The sequence below is a fragment of the Streptomyces sp. NBC_00986 genome, assembly GCF_045162565.1.
Lineage (GTDB): Bacteria > Actinomycetota > Actinomycetes > Streptomycetales > Streptomycetaceae > Streptomyces.
Genome location: NZ_CP108733.1, coordinates 11317727 through 11340823 on the forward strand (window position 1 = coordinate 11317727; position 23097 = coordinate 11340823).

Sequence of the window (23097 nt, forward strand, 5' to 3'; positions counted from 1 at the left end):
CGGAACGGCTCGGCAGTCGCAGAGAGGTGCGGATGCGGGCACGGATTTTCGGAGCGTGATCCCGCCATGTTCCGCTGACCGGCGGGAAGTTCACGCACCGTCCCGCTCGACCGGATCCAGATAGAAGTTCGCCTGCGCGACCCGGTCGCCCTCGGTGTGCGCGACGACCACGCCCCTCGCCAGAAAGCGCGTGTCGTCGACAGCGGTGCCGGTCATCTCCCACTCGCTCCACACGACGTCACCGTCCTGGACGGACCGCAGCACGCGCGCCTCGATGTCCGGGACGCGGGCGAAGAGGCCGGTCCAGTTCTTGCGTACGACGTCCTGTCCGACGAAACTCCGCGCCGGGTGGGTCGGCATGTCGCAGCGGTAGTCCTGGGTGAAGCAGGCGACCAGTGCTTCGAGATCATGGGTCGAGATGGCCTTCCGCAGGTTGTCGGGGAACGCGGACACACGGCTTCCTTTCGTCTCTCCACTCATGTCGCGTTGATCTTAGGCCGGGCGTCCCGGCCGGGCAGGTCCAACTCGTCCTGCCCGACGCTCAGTTGAACCGGGTACCCGCCCCTCACTCCACCTCGAAGGTCGCCCCGATGCCCATCCCGGTGATCCACTCCGGAACCGGCTCGTACGCGCTCCACACCAGCGGCGCCCGTACCGCCGCCTGCCCGATCAGCCACGTACGGATCTCGTGCCCGCCGCTGCCCGCCTGCTCCTCCAGACCCGCGTCGCCGAGGGCCGCGATCGGCTCGGACTCTCCCGTCCCCAACTGCTTGAGGAACCAGCGGTCCCACGCGCTGTTGACGTGGGCGTGCGGGTCGCCGCCCATCGCCCGGACCCGGGGTTCGCGCGCGGCCGCGAAGGCTTGGGCGTCCTCGCGGCCGTGGATCACCGAGTGGCGGCGTTCCTCGGCCATCGCGGGATCGCGCGGGTCGTTGCTGGGCAGCCAGTGGGAGAGGCCGCCGCTCGCGATGAGCAGGACCCGGCCGGGGGCGCCGTCGCCGCGCAGGGTGTCGCCGAGCGCCCGGCCGAAGCCGATGCAGCGATCCATGGTCGGCAGCGGGGGAGCGGCGGTGTTGACGACGAGCGGCACCATCGGGATGTCGGTGCCACCGCACACCATCTCGTAACTCTGCACGAGCCCGTGGTCGATGGTGAGTGAATAGGAAAGCGACAGGTCGAAGCCCGCGCGGGTGAGCCCGTCGTACACGGACCAGGCCAGGTCGCCGGCGATCGGCAGAGGGCCGGGGCGGCTGCCGAAGTCGCCGAATCCGACGGCGTGTTCGACGCCGATCAGGAACGGCGGCATCGCGTCGTAGAAGTTCGCGTGGAAGTGGTCGGGGCCGATGACGACGACCGCGTCGGGTGCGAACCGGGCGACCGTCCGGGAGAGCCGGGCCGCCTCCGCGAGGAACCGGCCGCCGGGCTGCTCGGGGCCCTCGGGCGGCAGCAGCGTGGCGAACGGGGAGTGGGACATGGCCACCAGGCCGAGGATCTCGCTCATGCCGGGTCCTTGCCGAGGAGGAGGAAGTCGCGGTGGGCGCGCAGGAATTGGGCGGGCTTCTCCCACTGCGGCCAGTGGCCCGCGTCCTCGATGACGTGCAGGCGGGCGTCGGGCAGCCAGCTCTGGAGCATGGCCGCCTCGTCGAGTCCGCCGGTCGGGTCGTGGTCGGTCCACAACAGGAGCGTGGGCGCGGTGACCTGGCCGACCCAGGCCGGGTCCCAGGCGAACTCCTTGCGCACTTCCGGGTCTTGGAGCACCAGCGTGTTCTCGATCGCGCGCAGGAAGCCGGGGCGGCCGTAGACCGCGCGGCGCAGGTTCACCAGCTCGTCGGTGACCATCGAGGTGTCGTGGAAGAGGAACTCGACGCGGCGGCGCACGGTTTCGTCGCTCGGGTTCCGGACGGCGGCCAGGGTGCTCTCGCGCATCTTGACCATCACCTCGGGCTTGTTGGCGATGTTCCCGGGGGTGTTGAGCACGAGCCGGTCGACGCGGTCGGGGTGGTGGGCCGCGGTCCACGCGGTCACCCATCCGCCGAGTGATTCGCCGGACAGATGCGCGGCGTCGATGCCCAACTCGTCCATCAGGCCGAGGAGATGATCGGAGAGCACGTCGATCGTGTACGGCCGGTCCGGCAGGTCGGACCAGCCGTGGCCGACCATGTCGTAGGCGGTGACCCGGAAGTCGGCGGCGAGCCCGGCGATGTCCCGGGCGTAGGCCTCGAGGTGTCCGCCGGTGCCGTGCAGCAGGATCAGGTCGGGGCCGGACCCCGCGCGCAGGACCCGGGTGCGGACGCCGGCAACGTCGACGAAGCGCAACTCGTGTTCCACGTCGGACAGTTCGCCCCAGATGCCGATGTGGGCGGGCAGCGGGCTCATGCCTGCTCCTCCTTGAATCGTGCGCGGGCCTCCGCGACCGTGACCAGGCCCGCGCTCTGCCGGCGTCCGACGCCCAGCAGGTTCAGCAGGCGGGAGTTCTCGATGGTGAGGAACTCGACCGGCTCGGTCTGCGAGTCGTTGTAGTGCCGGTGCCAGGTCCAGGGCGGGGTGTAGATGAAGTCGCCGGCGGCCCAGGGCTCGGTGTCGTCCTCGATCTCGCTGTGGCCGTTCCCGCTGATGACGAAGTGCACCGTCTCGTGATGGTGGCGCTGCATGTCCGAGCTGAGACCCGCTGGGATGGTCTGCCGGAAGAGTTCGAAGCTGGCCGTCGGCAGCAGTCCGGCGATCGCCAGCACGGTCGGGTTGTGCACCTGGTCGGCCGGCAGCGGCTGGAGCTCGTCGGCGTGCACGACGACCGGCCGTGCCGCACCCGGCTGCACGGTGTCATGGATCGAGCCGAGGAAATCGGCCATGGTGAAACGCGATCCCGATTCCGCCATCAGATCGTCTCCGTCCTTCCGCCGTCGACCGTGAGCACGGTCCCGTTGATGTACGCCGCGTCGTCCGAGACCAGGAACGCCACGGCGCCCGCGATCTCCGCCGGCAGCGCGGCCCGCCCGGCCGGAATGTGCGCGCGGTCCTGCGCGTCGAGCTCGTCGAAGCCGAGCTGCGCGGCGCGTGCCCGGTTGGTGAGGATCTGTGTCCGCCGCTCGGTCGAAGTGGCGCCGGGGGCAACGCAGTTGACGGTCACGCCCTCGGCCGCGAACTCGCGGGAGAGCAGCTTGGCCGCGGCCGTGACCGCCGAGCGCAGGACCACCGACGCCGCGAGGTCGGGCTGGGGCTGTCGTACCGCGGTGGACGTCACGAACACCACCCGCCCGAAGCCCCGCTTCGCCATGCCCGGCATCGCAAGGCGTGCCAGCCGCAGCGGGCCGAGCAGCAACAGCTCGGACGCCTCCCGCCACCGCGCGTCGTCGAGGTCGAGGATCCCGCCGGGCGGCGGACCGCCGGCATTGAGCACGAGCACGTCGAGGCCGCCGTACCGCTCGTCGACCTCTGCCATCGCCGCTGCGGCCGAGTCCGGATCGGCCATGTCGCTGACCAGGGCGTGCACCTCGCGCGCCGGGCTGTCGCCCACGCTGCTGCTGAGCCGCGCGGCCGCGGCTTCGAGGAGGTCGGGGCGGCGGCCGGTGATCACCACCCGGTCGCCCGAACCCGCCAGGCGCTCGGCGACCGCGTGGCCGATGCCACTCGCACCGCCGCCGACCAATGCTGTCCGCATGATGTTGGCATCCTCCAGAGTCCGCCCCCTGTCCGCCGGCGGGGGCAGTCGTGGCCGGGCCCTCCCCTTGTCCGCCGGGCGGGGACAGCCTTAGCGTGACCGGCATGACCCCCGCGGAACAAGAGATGAGTCCCACTGCGCGGGACGGCAGGACCGAGGTCTCCGGTCTTGAGCGCGCGGCGGCGATCCTCGGCGCCTTCGACGCGGCGCACCGCGAGCTGACCCTCTCCGCGCTCGTGGCCCGCTGCGGACTGCCCCGGTCGACCACGCACCGCACCGCGGACCGGATGATCCGGCTCGGCTGGCTGGACAAACCCCGGGGCCACTACCGGATCGGCAACCGGCTGTTCGAGATCGCGTGCCTGGCGCCGATCCGGCTCGAACTGCGCGAGGCCGTGCTGCCCTACCTGCAGGACCTGCACAGCGCGACCAGGAACACCGTGCAGCTCGGCGTCCTGGAGGGCGAGCAGATCCTCGTCGTCGAGAAGATCACCGGCCACCGCCCCATGCCGATGCTCTCCCAGGTCGGCGGCATCATCCCGGCGTACTGCTCGGCGCTGGGCCGGGCCATCCTCGCCTACAGCGAGACCGAGACCATCGACGCCGTACTCGACGCCGGGACGCCGCCGCGCAACCCGCGCACCCTGACCACCAAGGAGGCCGTGATCCGCGAGCTGACCGCCGTTCCGGCCAGGGGCTGGGCGGTGGAGCGCGAGGAGGGCAACATCGGCGTCAGCTGCGTCGCGGCCCCGATCTTCGGCCCGTCCGGCCGCGTCGCCGCGGCGCTGTCCGTCACCGGGCCCACCGCCCTGGTCCGCGCAGACCGGGCCGGACCCGCGGTACGGCTCGCCGCCGCGGCCGCCTCGCGGGCCTACAGCACCCGCCGATGAAAAAGTCCCAGCGGGTGGGACTGGATCATTGCGCATCGACCGTTCCGAACCGACGCTGGGCGCAGCAGACCAGCGCCGTGGCCGGTCGGCCACGGTGGCGACCGGAAGGAGACGACGGTGACTCTAGGCGGTGGCTACATGCTGCCCTCCCGCGACGGACACAAGATCGCGGCGATCGGGCTGGGCATCACCCTCAAGGCGGACGGTGCCGCGACGCACGACGCGTACTCGCTGTTCGAGTACACGGTCCCGCCGGAGACCGACGGACCGCCGCCGCACCTGCACACCCGTGAGGACGAGTCCTTCATCTGCCTCGCCGGACGGCTCGACGTGCACCTCGGCGGCAAGGACTTCGTCCTCGAACACGGCGACTACCTCTACCTGCCGCGCGACGTGATCCACGCCTTCCGCAACCCCTACCAGGAGGAGTCGCGCGTCATCTCCGTCGTCTCGCCGGCCGGTCTGGAGGCCTACTACCAGACGCTCGCGGACATGCCGCCCGGCCCGAAGGACATCGGGCTGATGAAGAAGATCATGGGCGACTTCGGCATCGAGCTCCAACTGCCGCCCGAGGTCGCCTGATCATGAGGATCGCCATCATCGGTGCCGGTGTCGCGGGCCTGGTCACCGCGAAGGTGCTCACCCAGGCCGGACACCGGACGGACGTGTTCGACAAGACCCCCGACGTCGGCGGCGTGTGGAGCCGCACACGCCGCTACCCGGGAGTCACCACCCAGAGCCCGAAGGCGCAGTACTCCTTCTCCGACTTCCCCATGCCCGCGGGCTTCCCCGAGTGGCCCGACGGCGCCCAGATCCAGTCCTACCTCGCCGACTACACCGCGCACTTCGGCCTCGAACCCGTCCTGCGCCTGAGCACCGAGGTGCTCTCGGCCCTGCCGACCGCCGACGGGGCGTGGAGCGTCGAGTACCGCGACTCCGCGGGCACACACAGCACGGAGACCTACGACCGACTCGTCGTCGCCAATGGAGTGTTCTGCGAACCGGCGGTCCCGAAGTTCGACGGCCTGGCCGAGTTCACCGCGGCCGGTGGCCAGGTGTGCGCGGGCACCGAGTTCCACGACGCCGAACAGGCGCGCGACCGCAACGTCCTCGTCGTCGGCTACGGCAAGTCGGCCTGCGACGTGGCCGTGCCGACCAGCGCGGTCGCCGCGAGCACCGACGTGATCGCGCGCCAACTGCTGTGGAAGGTCCCACGCAAGATCGGCGGCCGGCTCAACTTCAAGATGCTGCTGCTCACCCGGCTCGGCGAAGCGCTGTTCCGCTACATCCGCCCGCGAGGCTTCGAACGCTTCCTGCACGGCCCCGGCAACGGCCTGCGCCGCCGGATGATCAACTCCATCGGCACCGTGTCGATACGTCAACTCGGCCTGCAGCGACTCGACTTGGTGCCCGCGGGAACGATGGAGGACATCGTGCGCGGCGCCATCGGCCTCGCGACCGAGGGCTTCTTCGAGGCCGTCACCGCGGGCGACATCACCGTCCGCCGCGACCGCACCATCGAGCAACTCCTCGTCGTGGACGGCAAGCCCTCCGCCCGTCTCTCCGACGGCACCGTGCTGCCCGCGGACCTGGTGGTCTGCGCCACCGGCTTCACGCAGGGCGTCCCGTTCCTGCCCGAGAAGGTGCGCGAGCAACTGCTCGACGAGCGCGGCAACTTCATGCTCTACCGCCAGATCCTGCCCCTCGGCATCCCCGGCCTGTACTTCAACGGCTACAACTCCTCCTTCTTCAGCCCGCTCAACGCCGAGATCGCCGCGCTGTGGATCGCCGCCGACCTCGCCGGCGCGGTGGCGACACCCGACACCGAGACCATGCGCCACGCGGTCGTCGAGCAACTGGCCTTCATGGACGTCGCCACCGACACCCACCACTGCCGCGGCACCAAGATCATCCCGTTCTCCATGCACAACGCCGACGAAGTACTCAGCGACCTGGACGTCGACGTCAACCCCCTGATCCGCGCGGCCCATTGGCTCGGCCCGGTCGATCCGGCCGCGTACCGACGCCTGACCCCGAGGCTGCTCAAGCGCCTGGCGTCGATCGAGCCGGGAGACCGGGACCCGCTAAGTGCTCTTCCCGGCCCGGGCGGTTCGGCTTCGGGTTCGGGGCATACGGTGCCGGAGAGCCTGACCAAGTCCTCGACGCAGGGCTGAGACCGATGAGTCGAACCCCGGCGAGAGGAACTCGCCGGGGTTCGACGTCATGCCCAGTGGCTCACGGGAGACAGCCGGAGCCGGTCACCCGCACGTCACGGTGATCGGCGTGTGCGCGCTCCGCGCCGGGAGCGTGACGGTCAACGTACGGGTCGTACTGTCGAAGTGGTAGGCGTGGGAGGGGAGTTGGGACCCGCCCACTCGGACAGTGCTCGGGGCGGTGACGCCAAGGAGTGAGACGGTCCACTGCCGGTTCTTGATCTGGCCGCGGAAGGTCCCGGTCGGAGGGGTGATCGTCACCGTGTGCCGGGTGCCGTTCTCCCGGTACCGGATCTTCGTGACGGCGCTGTGGCCGCGTCCGGTGCGGGCGGTCCCGTCGTCCTCGTAGAGGGTGGAGGTGCCGGAGGCACCCGCGGCGACGCTGAGCGTGACCTTGGTCAGTGGGGCCTTGTCGTTGCTGGTGACGTCGCTCGTGCGGGTCGGGATGACGGCACCCGCCCGGACGAACACCGGCATGGTGTCGAGGCCGTTGCTGATGTTCTGGGTGGTGCCGCCGGCGTAGGTCTGCCCGGTGAAGTAGTCGGTCCACTGGCTGCCGGGCGGGAACCACACCGAGGTCGTCGCCGTGGTGCCGGGCGTGGTGACGGGGGCGACGAGCATGTCGGGTCCGTAGAAGTACTCGCTGCCCGAAGTGGCGTACGCCTGCGGCTCGTTCGGGTACTGCAGGTACATCGGGCGGGTGACCGGGACGCCGGTCGCGTTGGCCTGCTGGGCGAGGGAGTAGGTGTAAGGCACCAGGTTCTCGCGGAGGTTGAGGAACTTGTCGGCGGAGGCGCGGGCCGCCGTGCCGTACTGCCAGGGCAGGCGGTCGCTGTGGTTGCTGTGCAGGCGGTCGATGGGCTGGAAGGTGCCGAGCTGGACCCAGCGGGCGTACATGTCGTCGGGGAGTTTGTAGGTGGTGTGGGTCGTGCCGTCGGCGGTGTAGGTCTCGGAACCGGTCAGTTTCGTCGTGTCGTTGTGGCCGCCGATGTCATGGCTGATCGCCGACATGCCGGTGGCGGCCGCCTCGCCGGGCGTGTAGCCGACCTCGGACTTCAGGGTGCCCCAGGTGGAGGAGGTGTCGCCGGTGAAGTGGACGGTGGTGCGCTTGTCGGCCCACGGCCCGGTGGGCAGCCCCTGCTGGCCGCTGTAACCGCCCGCCTGGAGCGAGCCGTAGGCGCGGGAGACGGCGAAGCCCCGGCCGATGGTCTTGTCGGCGTCCGGAGCGTACTGCTGGTTGATCCACGCGTCGGGGGTGACACCGGGCAGCGAGGACTGGGTGGCGTCGCAGCACCAGTCCAGCCACCAGAAGTCGTTGCCCTGCTGGTCCATGGTCTGGTGCAGGTCCATGTACGCCTTGAGCTGGTCCGGGTCGCCCCAGTCGAAGGTGTAGCAGTCACCGGCACCGCTGCTCGCCGCGGGCGCACAACCACCCTTGTGCAGCTTGCCCTTGGCGGTCGCCTGGGCCTGCGCGAACTGCGGGTCGCTGCTCAGGATGCTCGGATGGATGTTGAGCGTGTTGTGCAGCCCCTGGGACGCGGCCCAGTCGAAGAACCCCTTCGGGTCGGGGAACTTGGACTGGTCGATCTCCCAACCGCTCCACGTGTTCGGCGACTTGAAGTCCGTGTCGGTGACGAGGACGTCGAGGGGCACGCCCTCGGCGCGGAAGGCGGGCAGGATCCTGTTCTCGTAGTCGGCGGCGGTGCGGTCGATGTACTCCGAGTACCAGACGCCGTACGCCCATTGGGGAAGCAGCTCGGGCGGACCGGTCAGGGTGGCCAGGTCGGTCAGCGCCCGCTGGTAGTCGTGGCCGTAGCCGAAGACATAGCCGTCCTGGTACGGCGCGCCCCCGTGGGAGGGACGTTGGGTGACCTGGTGGGTCCCGGTGTCGTACAAGGCCGAGGTCGTGTCGTCGAGGAGGTACCAGCCGTCCTTGTACAGCAGGCCGGGCGTGGTGGCCGGCGCCCCGTTGTTGCCGTCGACCCCGTCCAGACTGCGGCGGTAGCCACCGAGCGCCAAGTGCGGCTGCGGGGCAGGGGAGTTGGATGCCGTGACGGAGACCGTGTCGAGGTTGACATGGCAGCTCGCGGCGTCCGGGCAGCCGACGGTGATGTCGTTCGCTCCGGCCTTGAGGGTGACGGGGACCGAGGCGGTGCTCCAGGTGTCCCAGTTGCCGGTGACCGGCAGCGACAGGGTCCGCGTGGTGCCGCCGGACGACACCGTCGCCGTACGGGTCTGGTACAGCCCGTCGCTGCCAGTGGCGTTGGCGTAGCGGACCTGCAACGCGTAGGTGCCGTCGGCCGGTACGCCGACCACGTGGGTCAACGCGCTTGCTCCCTGGTTCAGTTCGGCGAGGAAACCGCTGCCGGAGTACCCGGCGTGATCGGTGGCGGTGATCGCCGTACCCGAGACGCGAGCGGCCTCGGCCTCGCAGGTGACGCCGTATCCGCAACTCGTGATGGCGGTGGCGGAGGTGGAGGGGAAGCCGCTGCCCTGGTTCACCAGGGCGACGCTGTCGAGATTGATGTCGCCGGAGTCGGCGGCGGTCCTCGTCAGGGTCAACGTGTGCTGCCCTGCGCCGAGTTGGACCGCGCTGCTCGCGAGGGCCCAGGTGTCCCAGTTGGCGGTGGTCGGCAGGCTCACCGTGCGGCTCGCGCCGCCGTCCACCGACAGCGTGAGGGTGCGGGTGGTGTTCTGGCCGTCTCCGCCGACGGAGTTGGCGTAGCGCGAGTCGAACGTGTAGGTCCCCGCCGTGCTGACATTGACGTCGGCCGACACGGAGTCGCCCGTCCCCTCGAACCCGGCGAGGAACCCGGACCCGGTGTAGCCGGTGTGGTCCATGGCGACACCGGCCCCGCTGTGGGGCAATTGCTCGGCCTCGCACAGGGCACCCAGGCCGCAGGTGAGCCGATGCCATGGAGTGGTGTCGACCGCTGAGCCTCCGGCCGACAGGTGAACGGAGAGGTTCTGCGCGTCGAACGGCCCTGAGTCCACCTGGTACTTGAGGGTGAGCGCGCTCGTGGTGATGGTCAGCCAGCCGTTGGACGTACTCGATGTGTACGGGGGCGGCGTGAACGCGGTGCGGCCGATCGCGTTGAACGTCGCGCTGTCGGTGAACTTCCCGTCCTGCGCGTACTCCGTGCGGATCAGGGTCGGGGACAGGACCTGGAAGCGTGCGTTGCCCGAAGTCACCGCTGCGGCACGGTGGTTGGTCACCGCGTGCGCCGAGGCCGCTCCGGTGCCGGTCACGAGCATGGCAGCGAGGGTGCTGACGAGCGCGAGGACCGTGACATGTCTTCGCGGGGTGCGTGTGGTGCGAAACGCCCATCGTCTTCTCACGGACGGCTCCGTCCTGGATTGGGGCCACTCGGGCCCGTGGTGGAGGTGTGCCGGTTCCCGTTCGCGCCTGGTGGAATCTGCTCCTGGCCGACATCGTTGTCAACCCTCGCGGCTGAGGGTTTCTGTGCGGGTCGGTTCAGCCGGGTGGGGTTGTGGCGGGGAAGGGGACGGTGTGGACTTCCTGGTGTCGAACGCCGGTCCGCAGTAAGGGTGTTGGGCTTCGGGCCGCTCGCGGCAGCGGCCCGACCGGAAGGCGCGGGGCGCCCTGGACGCCGTAGTGCCGCTTCGATGTGGCATCAGGTCTGGGCGGCGCCGCGTACTGCGGGCGCGGTGGTCAGCGCTGTCACCGGATCGGCAGGGAAGCGCGCGGCGACGCGGGTCGCGGTCGCGGCGGCGCGGGCCGTGGTGGTCGCCACGCCTATCGCCGTGATCACGAGGCCGCCGGTCGCGAGGATCCACCAGCCCGGGTGACTGGCGGTCGCGAGTCCGGGTCCGCCCGGGGTGCGGGTGCGGGCGGTGACGATCGAGCCGAGGACCGCGACGCCGAGGTTGTTGCCGATCTGGCGCCCGGTGGTGGTGATCGCGGCGGAGACCCCGGCCTGGGCGCGTGGCATACCGGCTACGGCGGTGCTGGTGATCGGGGCGTTGACCAGGCCGAATCCGATGCCGAGGAGTACGTAGGCGATGAGCAGGGTTGCCCACGGTGTGGTCGGGGTGAGGGTGGTCAGCGTCAGTGCGGCGACGGCGATCAGCAGGCCCGCGGCGACCAAGGGCGGTCGGGGGCCGCGCGCGGCGGTGAGACGTCCGGACAGCGGTGAGGCGAGCGCGGTGCCGACGGCCATCGGCATGGTCAGCAGCCCGGCCTGCAGCGCGCTGCATCCGCGTACGTCCTGCAGATAGAGCGTGTTGAGGAACAGGAAACCGGACAGCACGACGAACGCCGTGACGGCGGCCACGAAGGAGCCGGTGAACGGGACCGAACGGAAGAACACCGGGTCCACCAGCGGTTGTTGGCGACGCCGTTCGTAGGCGGGCAGCGCTACGGCCGCGCCCGCGGCCAGGGTGAACAGGGTGATGATGGGGGTGCTGCCGTAACCCCGGTGGGAGCCCTCGATGATCGCGAAGATCAGCGAGGTGAGGATCGTGACGACGAGGATCTGACCGACCGGGTCCGGGCGTCGGGGCACCGCGGCTCTCGACTCAGGGACGAATACCGCGGCGAGCGCCAGGGCGGCCACCCCGATCGGGATGTTGATCCAGAAGATCGAGCGCCAGCCGGCCGAGGCGACGAGCAGGCCGCCCACCACCGGTCCGGCGGCCAGGGACAGGCCGACCGTGGTGCCCCACAGCCCGATCGCGCGGGCGCGCTCGCGGGGGTCGGGGAAGGCGTGCGTGATGATCGACAGGGCGACCGGGTTGAGCATGCTGGCGCCCAGGCCCTGGGCGACACGGAAGGCGATCAACCAGCCGAGGCTCGGAGCCAGGGAACAGGCCAGCGAGCCGGCGGTGAAGAGGGCCAGTCCGGCCTGGAACACCCTGCGCCGTCCGATCCGGTCTGCGGTGGATCCGGCGAGCATCATGAAGGCGGCGACGGCGAGGGTGTAACCGTCGACGGTCCACTGCAGCCCGCTCACCGGTGCGCGCAGATCGTGGCCTACGGCCGGCAGGGCGACGTTCACGGCGGTGGTGTCCAGGGCGGTGATCAGGAGGCTCAGGCAGCACACCGCGAGGATGAGCAGTCCCCGTCGACGGGCGTCGTTGGGGAAGGGGGTGTCCGTCGGCATGGTTGTTCTCCTCGCGATCGGCGGTGCTGCGATCCGTGTTTCCGGCGTGCGGTGTGTTCGGCGGCCTGCGCCGTGAACGGGGCGGTGTGGCGCGGGGGTTGCGGCTTCGGGCCGGGCCCCGCGATGGTCGGCGGTGGGCTTGACCTGAGGGTCTACGGCGTGGCTTGTCGCCTCGAAGGCCGTTGAGGGTTGGGCGACGCGAGGGACGAGGCCGGGCTGCGCGGCGGACTCGAAGGGGCGCGGGGAATGGAGTTGGCCGGCGCGCTTGCACTTCGGCTGGGTGCTGCCGTGAAGGTGGGCCGGGATGCCTGGACTGGATCCGGGGGCCTTCACCTGTTCCTGGCGCGGTGGTCGAACGGTCGCGCTGATACGGATGGATCAACTGCCGCTAGTCAATGGGGAGTTCGTCGAGCTGGACGAGGCTGTCCGGGCCGCCGGTGCTGAGCGTGGGGATGGCGATGGCGGTCGGCTCGCCCTGGTAGTACCCGGGGCGGGTGCTGAACCAGGGGTCGGTGAGGAACGTACGGCCACCGATTTCTATGAGGTGGCAGCTGTGCGTGATGCGGGTGACCGCGGTCCTGGGCATGGGCGGGGCTCCGTGGCGTGGGGTGGTGGGGCGAGGGGTGGAAGGTGGTCGGGGTTCAGCGGGCGAAGGTGGAGAAGTCCGTGTCGGCGCTGTCCCAGATCGCGTGGATGACCTGGTCGGGGGTCTCCAGCTGCGGGGAGTGGCCGGTTTCGGGGAGGAGTTGGAACTGGGCGAGGGGGATCGCGGCGGCGTAGGCGCGTCCGTAGTCGGCGTCGACGATCCCGTCGCTCTCGCCCCAGAGCACGAGGGTGGGGATCTCCAGGGAGCCGAGACGCCCGACGAGGGTGGGGTCGGCCATGGCGGAACCCGCGTATACGGCGATCGCGGTGCGGTTGCCCGCGGCGATCGCCTGCGCCACCGGGGGCAGCGTCGTCGGGTCGATGCGGAACGGCTCGGGATTGTGGAAGGTGAGCCCGAAGACCTCATCCATGGTCAGGGAGAAGAAGTCGGCCACCGGATGGCCGGGCACCTCGATCCCGACCGCGTCGATCAGGACGATGCCGCTGACGCGCGGCGACTTCAGCAGCGCGATCTCGGCGGTGATCCAGCCGCCGATCGAGTTGCCGATGACAGTGACGTCGGTGAGCGCCAACTGGTCCAGGAGCGCGCCGTAGAGCGTGGCCAGGCCGGAGACGGTGGTCAGTGCCTCGGGGCGCTCGGTGCCGCCGAAACCCGGGTGGGTCGGGACCAGCACGCGCACGTCGTGAGCGGCGGCGAACTTCTCCGCGAACCCCGTCACCGACTGCGGGCCGGCGCCGCCGTGCAGCAGCAGGAACGACTGCCTGTCTCCGTCCCCGTCCCCGTATCCGGCCACGGACACCTCGACCGGGCCGACTCCTTCGAGGCTGACGGTGTGTTGAGTGGTGGTTGGCATGGGCTTCTCCTTGGTTGGTCCGGGTGACGGATGCGTTAGCGGGATAGCGGGTGTGGGTGTTCAGGCGAAGTCGGTGGACGGCTCGGTGGCGTACCGGCTCATCACCTCGATCGTCCCCTCGGGCGTCAGGGGTCGGCCGGCGGCGATCATGTCGCGCAGGTCCCGGAAGTAGTTGACGTACAGGTCCGGGGTGAACGTGTTGAGCAGGACCGTTGTGCCGTCGGTCGGGTTGGCGAAGGTGTGCGGGGCGCCGGGCGGGATCATGACCAGCGTTCCGGCGGGCGCGTCGTACACGGTCTCGCCGACGGTGAACCGGGCCGTGCCGGACACGACGTAGAAGCCCTCGTCGTGCCGGGCGTGCCGGTGCTGCGGCGGGCCGTCGGTGTGCGGCGCGAGCGTGATCTCCCCGATGCCGAGGCGGTGGTCGGTCGTGGTGCCGTCCTCGAGGATCCGCATCCGGGTCGGGCCGAGCTGGATCGACTCACCGGCGTCCGGACCGACGACTGAGACGTCTGTCATTTGAGCCTCCGTGTAAGAGAGTGCGCTGTGTTCGTTGGGGTTGACTCTCATCAATGTAGGCGAGTCGACCCTTTCATGCAAGTCCACTCTCATGATGAGAGCCGATATTCGGGCGCGGTGCCTCGGCTTCAGGCGAGGTGCGGATTGCCGTTCGACGCGCCGAGGCCGCCATCGACGCGGATGTGGGCCCCGTTCACGTAACTCGCAGCCGAACTGGCCAGAAACGTGATGACGGAGGCCGCCTCGGCGGGCTCGCCGAAGCGTCGCATCGGTACGCGGTTGAGCGCGGCGGCGACGATCTCGTCGCTCTGCAGGAATCCCGCGGTCATGTCGGTGGAGATCATGCTGGGGTGGACGGCGTTGACCCGCACGCCTTCCGCGCCGTGGTCGAGCGCCATCGCGTTGGTCAGATTGGTCACCGCACCCTTGGCGGCGTCGTAGGCGGCCAGGCCCCAGTCGCCGCCGAGCCCGGACGCCGAACCGACGTTGACGATGCTGCCGCCCGTCGCGCGGAGATGGGGGAGTGCGGCCCTGGAGGCGTAGAAGACTCCGTCGACATCGGTGGACATGACGCGTCGCCAGCCCGCCGCGTCGATGTCGGTCACGGAGCCCAACGGCTCGACGGTCGCGGCATTGTTGACCAAGGTGTCCAACCGGCCGTGGTCGTGGGCCACGGCGTTCACCAGCCTGGTGATGCCCTCCTCGTCGGAGACATCACCGACCCGGGCGGTCAGCGTCGAGCCCGTCGGTGCCTGGGACACCACTTTGTCCAACTTGGCCTGCGTACGGCCGATGATCACCACCGTGGCGCCCTCGGCGGCGAAGCGGTGAGCGGTGGCGGCGCCGATGCCCGAACCGCCGCCGGTGACGATGGCGACCTTGCCGGTGAATGTGTTCTCAGTCATCGGAGAACGTCAACTCCTCATGTGTCGAAGGGGTATGCAGGGAGGGGGAGTGCGGGCGTCTGCGAACAGGCCCTGAAATCAATGGGGTCGGCGGAGAGCGGGATGCCGATCCGCACACCGTGCGGTTACGGCAGGGCGCCGGTCTGGCGCAGCAGAGTCACCGCGTCGGCGACGGCCCAGTGCTCGGAGAGCTGACCGTCCCGGTAGCGGATCAGGTCCATCACCCTGAACTCGACCCGGTTGCCGGACGGCGGGACGCCGAACCAAGGGCCGGTGTGACTGCCCCGGAACAGCTTGTGGGTGGCCACGAGATCGCCGTCCCCGACACAGTGCAGGACCTCGACCCGCAGGTCGGAGAACGCCTCGTGCAGGGCCGCCATGGTCTCGCGCATCCCCTCCCGGTCGTCGCGCTGTGCCGGCTCGACGGTGTGATTCCGGAATTCGGGATGGACGAGTTCGTCGATCAGGTCGAGCCGGCCCTTCTCCTGCACCTGTTCGACGAAGTACCGCATGTGGTCCGTGCGAGATCGCTCGTCGGGTACCTGGTCGGGCTCTTGGTGGGATTCGTGCCCCATCACGCCACTTCCTTTCTGTACGCGGCTGTCGGTGCGCCGTGCGTGGGCAGGCGCACTCTGCCGGCTCTCGAGAACCCCCTCCTACGCAACTGCCCTGCCCGGGGCGGGGGTTGTCTCTGCGGAAGAAGCCTAGGAAGATCGCTGCAGCGAAGGCTTGAACCAGAGCGCCATCCCGGCAGAACATCCGCGCCAGATGACGCCGGAGCGATGAAGGCTGGGGACGACCGTTGACGGACCGCACCGGAGTGGAGGCCGACAGCTCGGTCCGTACGCCCTCCGCGGACTCCGGCCCTTCGGATGGCGGGCCGGGAGCGTTCGACGCCTTCCGCGACGGCTGGGAGACGGAGATCGGCGACGGCTTCCCGTTGCCGACGTTCAGTCCGGCCACGACACGTGACTTCCGGGTCAGGAGCCGCGCCACCAAGGTGGGTGACGTGGCGGTCACCGACCTCCACGGCGCGTCGGCCATCCGGACCGAGGGCCCCCTCAACGGGGTCGAGGACCAGGTGCGGATGTACGTCGTCCGGAGTGGCTCCTGGTCCCTGGGCGCCCCGCTCGCCCGCGACGAACAGACCGTACCGGCAGGGCAGTTCCTCATCCGCCACATCGGACGGCCCCTGCACTTCGAGACGGTGCCCGACACGAGGGCGAAGGTCCTCGTCCTGCCCGCCGCCACGCTCAGGCCACTGCTCGGGGAGCGACAGAGCGTCAGCGGACCCGTGGACTCCGCCGAGGTGCGCCTGCTGGTGGCCCACGCGAACATGCTCTACGAGACGGCGGCCGATCTCGGCCCGGCCGGAATGCAGGCCGCGCACAGCGCGCTCATCGAGCTGGCCAAGGCGGTGGCCAGGCGCCGGGTCGACGACACGGAGCCCCAACTGGCCCTGGCACTCGCCCAGGCGGCGAAGGACCTCGCGGACAACCACCTGACCGACCCCGAACTCTCCGGCACGATGCTGGCCCGTGAACTCAATGTCTCCGTGCGCAGCCTGCAACGGGCGTTCGCCGCGGCGGGGGAGTCGGTGACCGCCTACATCCGCCAACGACGCCTGGAAGAAGCCCGCCTCGCCCTCTCCGCGCCCTCCGGCAGACTGAGCGTCTCCGAACTCGCCGCCCGCTGGCAGTTCGCGGACAGCAGCCACTTCATCCGGGCCTTCAAGAAGCACTACGGCCGGACACCGACCGACTACGCCCGCTCGACCACACCGGCGCGGAGCTGACCCGCACCGGGCGCCTGCCGTCAGCGCTTCTTGGCCAACTCCCACTCGAGGGCTACGAGGTCATCTGACATCGTCGGCCTGCGTCCGTGCCCCGCGATTCCGGCGAGGTCGGCGGCAACCTCCGGTGTGGTCTGCGGGCCCCGGTCCGGTCGGCGGCGCACGGTCATCCGCTTCTGGGATGTGGCGGTCCGGCCAGCAGTGCGGGTTCGATCGCCTCGTAGCGGTGGCGTTCGCGTGCGGTGGCCTTTCGGCCCGACAGGACGGTGCCGAGCAGGCCGCACAGGAAACCCGCCGGGACCGAGACCAGAGCTGTGGTCGTGAAGGGGAACCAGTTGAAGTCGGCCTCGGGGAAGGCGGATTGGGGGGACCCGGAGACGAGGTTGGTGCCGGTCATCAGAACGAGGACGCTGAGGGTGCCGCCGATGAGCGTGCACAGCAGACCGGCACGGGTGTAGCGCCGCCAGAAGAGACCGAGGACGAGCGCGGGGGCGATGGCCGAGGCACCCAGACAGAAGGAGACGATGGCCAGTGGCTGGAGACTGCGGTGCTGGGCGACCACCGCCAGCACGATCACCGGGATGCCCACGGCCAGCGCGGCCAGGCGTGCCAGCGCCATCTCGCGCAGCGGCGGTGTGTTCGAGCGGGCGAGGACGTCGTGGGCCAGGGAGTTGGCGCAGGCCAGCGTCATGCTGGCCACGGACGCCAGCAGGGTCAGGAAGATGGCCGTGGTGACGGTGGTGAACAGCAGGCTCTCCGCGCGGGAGAGGTCGGGTCCGAACGCGGCGCGCGCCCCGAGCAGATAGGCGGTGCTGCCGTGCGGGTCCGCGGCGGCGATCGTCTTGCCGCCGATGAGGGCGGTGGCGCCGACGGCGACGACGGTGATGATCGCGATGAACAGGGCGACGGCGGAGACTGCCCAGGACATCGCGCGGCGTACCTGGCGGGTGCTGCCGGCGGTGTACATGCGCATGGTGACGTGCGGAAGGCAGGCGCCGCCCAGCACGATGGCGCACTGGGTGCTCACCATGTCGAGGGCGGGGTGCTGTCCGCCCGCGAACTGCAGGCCGTAGCGCAGGTAGTTCGGGCCGGCGCCGCTGTTCTGTGCGGCGGACTGGAACAGGGTCTGCGGGCTCCAGCCGAAGGTGTGCAGGATGAGCGCGGCGACGACGAGCCCGGAGCCGAGGAGGATCACCGTCTTGAGGATCTGGATCAGGGCGGTGCCGCGCATGCCCCCGATGGCCGCGTACGTGATCATCAGCGCTCCGGCCCCGACGACGCAGCCGGTCCGCATCGTGCCGTCGGAGAAGCCGAGGACGAACGCCAACAACTGCCCCACACCGGCGAGTTGCACGACCATCATGGGCACCAGCGCGGCGAGGGTGACCGCGCACGCGGTGATCCGTACCGCGCGGCCGGGCATACGACGGGCCAGCACGTCGCCCATCGTGAACCGGCCGGTGTGATGCAGCGGTTCCGCCAGCACGAACATCAGGAGCAGCAGCGAGAGCAGGGTGCTCAGGGCCAGCACGACGCCGTCGTAGCCGCACAGCGCGATGATGCCGCCGACCGTGAGGACGGTGGCCGCGGAGATGTAGTCACCGGCGATGGCCAGGCCGTTGCGCAGGGGCGACAGCAACCGGTAGCCGGTGTAGAACTCGTCCAGGTCGTCACGGTCGGGACCGGTGACCACGCACAACAGCAGCGTGAGGGTCACGACGCTGAAGAACGCCACGAGTGACCAGGACTGTGCGGCGCCCTTGAAGTCCGTCACGGCCGCACCTCCCCGTCGCGGGCGTGATGGGCCCGGCGCACCCGGCGGGCGAGGGGGTCGACGTACCGCCGCGCGATTCCCTCGTAGAAGATCACGGCCAGCCAGGTGACGGGGAGTTGCACCAGGGCCAGGAACAGCCCGGTGGGCAGGCCGCCCGGGGCGGGACGGGCCATCACCGAGGGGAACTCGACGGTGAGAGTGAGGAAGACGGCGAAGTAGCCGAGCGCCGCGAACGCGGCGACACGTCGCTGCCAGCGACAGGCCCGGCGCAGGAGACGCAGATCGCGGTGCGGTCCGGTCGCCGAACGGGGCAGGGCCGTCGGCCGGCGGCCGTCCTGCGGGGCCGAGGCCCACGTGGGCGTGGTGGAGGAGGCGTGGCGTCCGGGACGGTACTGGAGCGGGCGTAACTCGGAGCTGTCGGAAGACATTCCAAGATCTCCTAGTGGGTCGTGGGCCCCAAGAGGTGCGGACCGCGAGAAGGCGGGGAATGGTCCGGGTCATCGCACGCTATGCGGGTGCCGGACCGCGCGCAGGACTTCCGGTGAACTCCCTGGTGAGGAGCACTACGACCCTCTGACCTCGGATGTTGTGAATGTGAAGGGTGTGACGGAGTACCACGGGAGTGCCCTGTGGGCCCTGGACGCGTCGAATCGGCGGGCACGTTGCCCGTGAAGGTGCCGAGAGGTGCCTTGCGGTCAGCCGATGCTCGTCCAGCGGGAGGAGTCCGCCGCACTGCGCTCGATGGCCCGCATCACGCGCTGGACCTGGAGGCCGTCGGCGAACGAAGGGCGCGGGTCGCTTCCGTCGTCCGCCACCGCGGTCAGGAAGTCGTGGACCTGGTGGACGAACGCGTGCTCGTAGCCCAGACCGTGACCGGGCGGCCACCAGGCACTCAGGTAGGGGTGTGCGGGCTCGGTGACCAGGATCCGGCGGAATCCCGCCTCCGTCTCCGGGCCGTGGGCGTCGTACAGCAGAAGTTCGTTCATCGACTCGAGGTCGAAGGCGACCGACCCGCGTGAGCCGTTGACCTCGATCCGCAGTGCGTTCTTGCGTCCCGTGGCGAAGCGGGTCGCCTCGACCACGACGAGTGCGCCCCCTTCCAGCCGGCCGGTGAACGCGGTCGCGTCGTCGACGGTCACCGGCCCGCGCTGCTCCCCGGCCCGCGCCGAGAGCCCGCTGGATTCCGTCGGCAGGGGGCGATCGGTGACGAAGGTGGCCTGTGTCGCCGACACTCCGGTGAGCCGTTCGCCGGTCAGGTGTTGGAGCAGGTCGACGACGTGCGAGCCGAGATCCCCGAGCGCGCCGGAGCCGGCCCGTTCCTTGCGCAGCCGCCACACCAGCGGGAACTCGGGGTCGACGATCCAGTCCTGGAGGTACTGGGCCCTGACGTGCCGTACCTCGCCGATCCGGCCCTCGGTGATCAGGCGGGCCGCGTGTGCCAACGCGGGCACGCGCCGGTTGTTGAAGCCGACCATCGACCGGACGCCGGCCTCGGCGGCGACCTGTGCGGCGGCGGCCATGCGCTCGGCCTCCTCGACCGTGTTGGCGAGGGGCTTCTCGCACAGCACGTGTTTGCCGGCGGCCAGGGCGGCGATCGCGATGTCCGCGTGCGAGTCCCCGGGCGTGCAGATGTCGACGACGTCCACGTCGTCGCGGCGGACCACCTCCTGCCAGTCGGCCGCCCAGTCGCCCCACCCCAGCCGATCGGCGGCCCGTGCCGCGCCCTTCGGGTCACGGCCGCAGACGACGGTCATGTCGACGTCGAAGGGCAGGTCGAAGACGCGGGGCGCGGTGCGCCAGGCCTGGGAGTGCACGGCTCCCATGAACGAGTGGCCGATCATCGCCACCCCGAGCCGGGGGCGGCCGGACGCGAGGTCGGGCGAAGGGCGGGGCACGGGGTCTCCGTATCGGTAGGGCGTCAGGCGGACGCGGCGGCGGGCGGTGCCTGGTGCGGGGCGAGAGCGCCGCGGACCGAGGACCAACTGGCGAGGGCCGCACGGACGTCGGGACGGCGCTCCTCGCGCACGGCCGCCGCGTACGCCTGGTCGAGGACGTCGTCGACGAGTACGCGCTGTCCGGTCCGGGCCGACTCCACCGCGGCCTCGACCATCGCCAGGCTCATGGTGTTCTCGTGCACCTCGCCCATGGGCGTACTGCCGGTCCGCAGCGACTCGACGAAGACCCGCAGCGCTCCGGCGATGTCGGAGTACGGGGAGCGGGGCCGCTCGGCGGGTTGCACGTCGGCGGCGAGCACGGGCTCGGTGTCGCCGTCCCAGAGCGCCGAGCCCTTCTCGCCGCTCGCCCGCCAGGTGCCGTTCCACGAGGTCTCGGCGCCCGGACTGCACCAACTGCCGTTGTAGGCATAGCGTGTTCCGCCCTCCATCTCGAAGACGGCACTCGCGGCGGCGTCGCCGTCGAACCAGCTCCACGACGGGTTGTACGCCTGGCAGTAGGCGGCGACCGGGTCCGCGCCGAGCAGGAAGCGGGCCGAGTCGAAGGCGTGGATCGCCATGTCGATCAGCAGCGGGTATGCCATCTCCTCGCGGAAACCGCCGAAGTGCGGAGCCTTGTAGAACTCGGTCGTGAGGGTGCCGATCGCACCGAGTTCCCCCAACATTCCGCGCAGGGCGAAGAGTTGGGGGTTCCAGCGCCGTGACTGGCTCACCATGAACAGCTCGCCGCTGACCTCGGACGCGGCGGCGAGGGACAGCGCGTGGGCCAGGGTGTCGGCGATCGGCTTCTCGCCGAGGACGGGCAGCCCGGCGAACAACGCGGCGGTGGTGACGGGGTGATGGGCCACCGGAACCGTCACGTTGACGATCGCCTGGGCACCGGTGTCGGCCGCGAGCGCGACCGCGTCGGAGCCGACCGGGAGGCCCGGCCGACCCAGGTCGGCGGCGGACCGCCGAGCCGCGTCCAGGTCGAGGTCGACGATGCCGACCAGTTCGGCCTCGGGCGCGGCGGTGACGGTGGTCAGCCACTGCTGTCCCATGGAGCCGGCCCCGACCACCAGCACGCGCAGGGGGTTGTCGGGCCCGCAGGGGATGGTCCGGTGGGTCATCGAAGCGGCCCCGAGTAGTCCACGCCGTTGAAGAAGTCGTCGGTGTCGTAGCGCAGCAGCACCGGGTGGCTGCGCTCGGGCCGGTCCGTACGCGCCCATTGCACGCCGTTGGCGATCACCCGGCGGATGTCCTTGTTGTGGTAGACGGGGTAGTCCTGGTCGCCGGGGCTGAAGTAGAAGATCCGGCCGTGGCCGCGACGGAACGTGCAGCCGCTGCGGATCACCTCGCCGCCGGTGAACGAGCTGACGAACACCAGCTCGTCCGGGACGGGGATGTCGAAGAACTCCCCGTACATCTCGTCCTCTTCGACGACGAGCGGATGTGGAACTCCCTTGGCGATGGGGTGCGTTGGGTTCACCGTCCACACCAGCTCGCGGTCGTGCTCGTTGCGCCAGCGCAGGGTGCAGCTCGTGCCCATGAGCTTGACGAAGATCTTCGACCAGTGGCCGGAGTGCAGCACGACGAGACCCATGCCCGACAGTACGTGCCGGTGTACGCGTTCGACGACCTCGTCGGACACTTCGGCGTGGGCCGCGTGTCCCCACCAGGTGAGGACGTCGGTCGATGCCAACACCTCCTCGGTGAGGCCGTGTTCGGGGTCGTCCAGCGTCGCGGTGCGTACGGTGCAGGCGTCGCCGAGGTTCTCCTTGATGCCCTCGGCGATCGTGGCGTGCATGCCCTGCGGGTAGATCTTGGCCACGTGCTCCTCGATCTTCTCGTGGCGGTTCTCCCCCCACACGGTCACGTTGATCGGAGCGGGGGGCGGTGCGGAAGACGTGGTCACAGGGGTGCTCTGCCTTTCTCCGAAGTCGCCCTGGGGGCGGGTCATTTGACGGCTCCGCCGGTCACGCCGGTGGCGATGTAACGCTGTGCCACCAGGAGCAGCACGAGAGCCGGGACCGAGGCGAGGGTCGCGGTGGCCATCACCGCGTTCCAGTCGCTGACGTGAGAGCCGAGGTACTGGTAGAGGCCGAGGGTGACGGGCCGGACGTCCTCGGTCGTCGTCAGGGTCAGCGCGAAGAGGAAGTCGCTCCAGGTGAACAGGAACGTGAACAGCCCAGCCGTAATAAGGGCGTTCCTGCTCATCGGCAGGACGATCGACACGAACGCCCGCAGCCTGCCCGCCCCGTCCACCCGGGCCGCCTCGATCACCGAGGCGGGGATGTTGCCCATGAAGGCCCGCAGGATGAGGATCGCGAAGGGGATGCCGGCGGTGGAGTCGGCAAGGATCAGGCCGGGGATCGAGTTGAGCAGACCCACGTCGTTGTACGCGCTGTAGAGGGCGTTGGCCACGACGATGCCCGGGACCATCTGGCTGATCAGGATCCCGAACAGCACCGGGCCGACCCAGCGCGCGTTCACATGGGCGAGCGCGTACGCGGCCGGGCTCGCGATGATCAGGCTGAACACCACGCTCCCCACCGCAACGACCAGGCTGGTCAGGAGATTTGCCCCCTGTTGGCTCAGCGCGGTGGCGTAGCCGTGGAAGTTCAGATGCGTCGGGAACCAGGGCGTGCTCACCGCGGTGTTGGCCGGCTGGAGAGAGACATTGACCATCCAGTAGACCGGGAACAGCATCACGGCCAGGATCAGCGCGCCGATCGCGGTGTATCCCCAGGGCCGCCGCCGGGAGCGCCGCCGGTGGACGGGTGTGTGCGTGGCCGGTTGGACAGAGGTGTGCGTGATGGATGCCATGACGCC

Annotated in this window: 23 protein-coding genes; 4 read left to right on the forward strand and 19 right to left on the reverse strand. The window is 70.1% G+C overall.

From position 1 onward, the window contains the following. Positions 1-90 precede the first annotated feature (90 nt). From OG504_RS51055 to OG504_RS51075, 5 genes are all read right to left on the reverse strand, one after another. On the reverse strand, positions 91-453 hold the full coding sequence (locus tag OG504_RS51055) for a nuclear transport factor 2 family protein (RefSeq protein ID WP_405996008.1): 363 nt from the start codon (positions 451-453) through the stop codon (positions 91-93). A 112-nt stretch (positions 454-565) separates the two neighbouring features. Continuing rightward, complete coding sequence (locus tag OG504_RS51060; RefSeq protein WP_405996009.1) at positions 566-1501, reverse strand: 2,3-dihydroxyphenylpropionate 1,2-dioxygenase; 936 nt, start codon at positions 1499-1501, stop codon at positions 566-568. After that, complete coding sequence (locus tag OG504_RS51065; RefSeq protein WP_405996010.1) at positions 1498-2376, reverse strand: alpha/beta fold hydrolase; 879 nt, start codon at positions 2374-2376, stop codon at positions 1498-1500. The genes OG504_RS51060 and OG504_RS51065 overlap by 4 nt, the downstream gene beginning before the upstream one ends. Then, positions 2373-2849: a cupin domain-containing protein gene (locus OG504_RS51070; RefSeq protein WP_405996011.1), complete on the reverse strand. Its 477-nt coding sequence runs from the start codon at positions 2847-2849 to the stop codon at positions 2373-2375. The genes OG504_RS51065 and OG504_RS51070 overlap by 4 nt, the downstream gene beginning before the upstream one ends. A gap of 26 nt (positions 2850-2875) precedes the next feature. Beyond that, the gene (locus OG504_RS51075) at positions 2876-3658 is read right to left on the reverse strand and encodes an SDR family oxidoreductase (RefSeq protein ID WP_405996012.1); all 783 of its coding nucleotides are present in this window, start codon (positions 3656-3658) and stop codon (positions 2876-2878) included. Positions 3659-3783: 125 nt separating this feature from the next. On the opposite strand from OG504_RS51075, the gene OG504_RS51080 reads away from it, so the two are divergent. The 3 genes from OG504_RS51080 to OG504_RS51090 all read left to right on the forward strand — a co-directional run bounded on the left by OG504_RS51080 (position 3784) and on the right by OG504_RS51090 (position 6722). Then, a complete protein-coding gene (locus tag OG504_RS51080) occupies positions 3784-4548 on the forward strand; it encodes an IclR family transcriptional regulator (protein WP_405996013.1) in 765 nt (254 codons plus the stop codon). A 117-nt stretch (positions 4549-4665) separates the two neighbouring features. Continuing rightward, on the forward strand, positions 4666-5130 hold the full coding sequence (locus tag OG504_RS51085; protein ID WP_405996014.1) for a cupin domain-containing protein: 465 nt from the start codon (positions 4666-4668) through the stop codon (positions 5128-5130). A gap of 2 nt (positions 5131-5132) precedes the next feature. Continuing rightward, the gene (locus tag OG504_RS51090) at positions 5133-6722 is read left to right on the forward strand and encodes a flavin-containing monooxygenase (RefSeq protein ID WP_405996015.1); all 1590 of its coding nucleotides are present in this window, start codon (positions 5133-5135) and stop codon (positions 6720-6722) included. 84 nt (positions 6723-6806) lie between these two features. Here the strand turns inward: OG504_RS51090 and OG504_RS51095 are convergent, their stop codons facing one another. The 7 genes from OG504_RS51095 to OG504_RS51125 all read right to left on the reverse strand — a co-directional run bounded on the left by OG504_RS51095 (position 6807) and on the right by OG504_RS51125 (position 15343). Further along, on the reverse strand, positions 6807-10016 hold the full coding sequence (locus OG504_RS51095) for a TIM-barrel domain-containing protein (RefSeq protein WP_405996627.1): 3210 nt from the start codon (positions 10014-10016) through the stop codon (positions 6807-6809). A 380-nt stretch (positions 10017-10396) separates the two neighbouring features. Beyond that, the gene (locus OG504_RS51100; RefSeq protein WP_405996016.1) at positions 10397-11884 is read right to left on the reverse strand and encodes an MFS transporter; all 1488 of its coding nucleotides are present in this window, start codon (positions 11882-11884) and stop codon (positions 10397-10399) included. A 388-nt stretch (positions 11885-12272) separates the two neighbouring features. Continuing rightward, a complete protein-coding gene (locus OG504_RS51105; RefSeq protein WP_405996017.1) occupies positions 12273-12470 on the reverse strand; it encodes a hypothetical protein in 198 nt (65 codons plus the stop codon). Between the two features lie 55 nt (positions 12471-12525). Then, a complete protein-coding gene (locus tag OG504_RS51110) occupies positions 12526-13344 on the reverse strand; it encodes an alpha/beta fold hydrolase (RefSeq protein WP_405996018.1) in 819 nt (272 codons plus the stop codon). Positions 13345-13404: 60 nt separating this feature from the next. Continuing rightward, the gene (locus tag OG504_RS51115; protein ID WP_405996019.1) at positions 13405-13863 is read right to left on the reverse strand and encodes a cupin domain-containing protein; all 459 of its coding nucleotides are present in this window, start codon (positions 13861-13863) and stop codon (positions 13405-13407) included. A gap of 128 nt (positions 13864-13991) precedes the next feature. Further along, entirely contained in the window at positions 13992-14768 is a 777-nt protein-coding gene (locus OG504_RS51120; RefSeq protein WP_405996020.1) for an SDR family NAD(P)-dependent oxidoreductase, read from the reverse strand. Positions 14769-14893: 125 nt separating this feature from the next. Beyond that, a complete protein-coding gene (locus OG504_RS51125; RefSeq protein WP_405996021.1) occupies positions 14894-15343 on the reverse strand; it encodes an ester cyclase in 450 nt (149 codons plus the stop codon). Between the two features lie 227 nt (positions 15344-15570). Between OG504_RS51125 and OG504_RS51130 the strand changes: the two genes are divergently transcribed. After that, positions 15571-16563 (forward strand): helix-turn-helix domain-containing protein, encoded by a 993-nt coding sequence (locus OG504_RS51130; RefSeq protein WP_405996022.1) that lies wholly within the window; start codon positions 15571-15573, stop codon positions 16561-16563. Between the two features lie 20 nt (positions 16564-16583). Here OG504_RS51130 and OG504_RS51135 read toward each other — a convergent pair whose 3' ends face one another. The 7 genes from OG504_RS51135 to OG504_RS51165 all read right to left on the reverse strand — a co-directional run bounded on the left by OG504_RS51135 (position 16584) and on the right by OG504_RS51165 (position 23091). After that, a complete protein-coding gene (locus OG504_RS51135; protein WP_405996023.1) occupies positions 16584-16724 on the reverse strand; it encodes a hypothetical protein in 141 nt (46 codons plus the stop codon). A gap of 2 nt (positions 16725-16726) precedes the next feature. Further along, entirely contained in the window at positions 16727-18334 is a 1608-nt protein-coding gene (locus tag OG504_RS51140; RefSeq protein WP_405996024.1) for a cation acetate symporter, read from the reverse strand. Further along, positions 18331-18762, reverse strand: a complete 432-nt coding sequence (locus OG504_RS51145) for a DUF485 domain-containing protein (protein ID WP_405996025.1) — start codon at positions 18760-18762, stop codon at positions 18331-18333. Before OG504_RS51145 ends, OG504_RS51140 begins: the two co-directional genes overlap by 4 nt. Before the next feature lie 267 nt (positions 18763-19029). After that, positions 19030-20175 (reverse strand): Gfo/Idh/MocA family protein, encoded by a 1146-nt coding sequence (locus OG504_RS51150; protein WP_405996628.1) that lies wholly within the window; start codon positions 20173-20175, stop codon positions 19030-19032. A 77-nt stretch (positions 20176-20252) separates the two neighbouring features. Next, a complete protein-coding gene (locus OG504_RS51155; protein WP_405996026.1) occupies positions 20253-21395 on the reverse strand; it encodes a Gfo/Idh/MocA family protein in 1143 nt (380 codons plus the stop codon). Beyond that, complete coding sequence (locus OG504_RS51160) at positions 21392-22225, reverse strand: ThuA domain-containing protein (protein ID WP_405996027.1); 834 nt, start codon at positions 22223-22225, stop codon at positions 21392-21394. Before OG504_RS51160 ends, OG504_RS51155 begins: the two co-directional genes overlap by 4 nt. Further along, entirely contained in the window at positions 22222-23091 is an 870-nt protein-coding gene (locus OG504_RS51165) for a carbohydrate ABC transporter permease (protein ID WP_405996028.1), read from the reverse strand. Before OG504_RS51165 ends, OG504_RS51160 begins: the two co-directional genes overlap by 4 nt. Positions 23092-23097: the final 6 nt, after the last annotated feature.